Source organism: Phosphitispora fastidiosa (assembly GCF_019008365.1).
Lineage (GTDB): Bacteria > Bacillota > Thermincolia > Thermincolales > UBA2595 > Phosphitispora > Phosphitispora fastidiosa.
Genome location: NZ_JAHHUL010000044.1, coordinates 1 through 1,937, shown reverse-complemented (window position 1 = coordinate 1,937; position 1,937 = coordinate 1). Strand labels below are relative to the sequence as shown.

The 1,937-nt window shown below is 34.2% G+C and carries 1 protein-coding gene; it reads left to right on the top strand.

Annotated elements, in window-relative coordinates:
- The first annotated feature begins 150 nt into the window (after window positions 1-150).
- Window positions 151-1,893: an IS1634 family transposase gene (locus tag Ga0451573_RS18820; protein WP_231685735.1), complete on the top strand. Its 1,743-nt coding sequence runs from the start codon at window positions 151-153 to the stop codon at window positions 1,891-1,893.
- The last annotated feature ends 44 nt before the right edge of the window (window positions 1,894-1,937 follow it).

Genomic DNA, 1,937 nt, shown 5'->3' with positions numbered 1-1,937 from the left:
CGGGTCTTTGACACTTGGATAAATACCGAAATCTTTGAAAGCCTTGAAAACAGGGCTTTTTTTGTTGAAAAAGTGTCAACTTTTACCTGCTTTATATTGCGTAATTCGGAGTAATGTGTTATAATGTAAGGGATTGGAGGTTTTGTACTAATGAGATTGTGCATTTCTAAATCAAAGAATGCTTCTTCCCTTTACGTAACAAAATCTATCTACGAGAATGGTAAACGTTCCACTAAGGTAGTTGAAAAGCTTGGAACATATGCCGAACTGGAAAAAAATCTGAACGGTCAGGATCCCATTGAATGGGCAAAAAAATACATAGAAGAACTTAACAAAAAGGAAAAAGAGGAAAAACGCGAAGTACTTGTTAAATACTCGCCTTCAAAGCTTATTGATAAAGGTGAACAACGCTTGTTTAACGGTGGGTATCTATTTCTTCAAAAAATTTATCACGAGCTTAAGCTGGATAAGATTTGTAAGGACATTTCCCAAAAGTATAAATTCGATTTCGACTTAGATTCAATACTTTCCAGATTAATCTATGGTAGAGTAATCTTCCCTTCCTCAAAACTTGCTACATACGAGCTTTCTAAAAAATTTATAGAACAACCAAAATTTGATTTGCATCAAATATACAGAGCTCTTGAATTTCTCGCTAAGGAAACAGATTTTATCCAGTCCGCTTTGTATGAAAACAGCCTAAAAATTTCCAAAAGAAATACCGGTATTCTTTATTATGATTGCACAAATTATTTTTTCGAAATCGAGCAGGCAGATGGCGATAAACAATATGGTCCTTCAAAAGACCACAAGCCAAATCCAATAGTTCAAATGGGCCTGTTTATGGACGGAGACGGCATTCCACTTGCTTTCAGTATAAACAGGGGAAATATGAATGAGCAGTTAACTTTAAAGCCCTTAGAAAAGAAAATAATTTCTGATTTTGAGCTTTCTAAATTCATCGTCTGTACAGATGCTGGGCTGGCTTCTGAAGATAATCGGAAGTTTAACAGCAAGGATGAACGTGCCTTTATTACAACACAATCTATCAAAAAATTAAAAGAGCACCTGAAAAAATGGGCTCTTGCTCCAGACGGCTGGAAACTTCCGGGTAGCGATAAAACATTTGACATTTCTAAACTTGATGAAATGATAGATAAAGCTACTTCTGAAGATAAAGCAAAAATAATATCAAAAGTCTTTTACAAAGAACGTTGGATAAAAGAAAATGGCTTTGAACAACGGCTTATTGTAACCTACTCAATCAAATACAGGGACTATCAGCGTAAGATCCGCAACTCTCAAATAGAAAGAGCTCAAAAGGCAATACAAAACAACCCGACAAAAATCAAGAAATGCAATGCTAACGATTACAAAAGATTTATTAATAAAACAAGCTGTACTCCTGGCGGTGAAATTGCAGATAAGGAAATATACAGCATTGACCAGTCTCTCATCGAGAAAGAAGAAGCCTTTGATGGTTTTTATGGTGTTTGTACAAATCTTGAGGATGATGTTTCTGAAATAATAAAAGCAAATCATAGAAGATGGGAGATTGAAGAATGCTTTAGAATTATGAAAAGCGAATTCAAAGCAAGACCTGTATTCTTAAAAAAAGATGACCGTATTAAAGCACATTTCATCACATGTTTCATATCGTTAATTATTTATAGGCTGCTTGAAAAGCGAGTTAATGAGGGGTTCACCTGTCATGAAATTACTAGTGAATTAAGAAATATGAACTTTAAAAAGGTTAAGGGGGAAGGTTATGAGCCCTTATATACAAGAACTGATTTTACCGATGCTCTTCATGATGCTTTTAACTTTCGTACGGATTATCAGATTGTTACCACGAGTATGATGAAAAAAATTTTTAAAGAAACGATAAAATAAAAAAACATTACTCACTTTTCATGTTAACAAAAAATCCTGCAAAA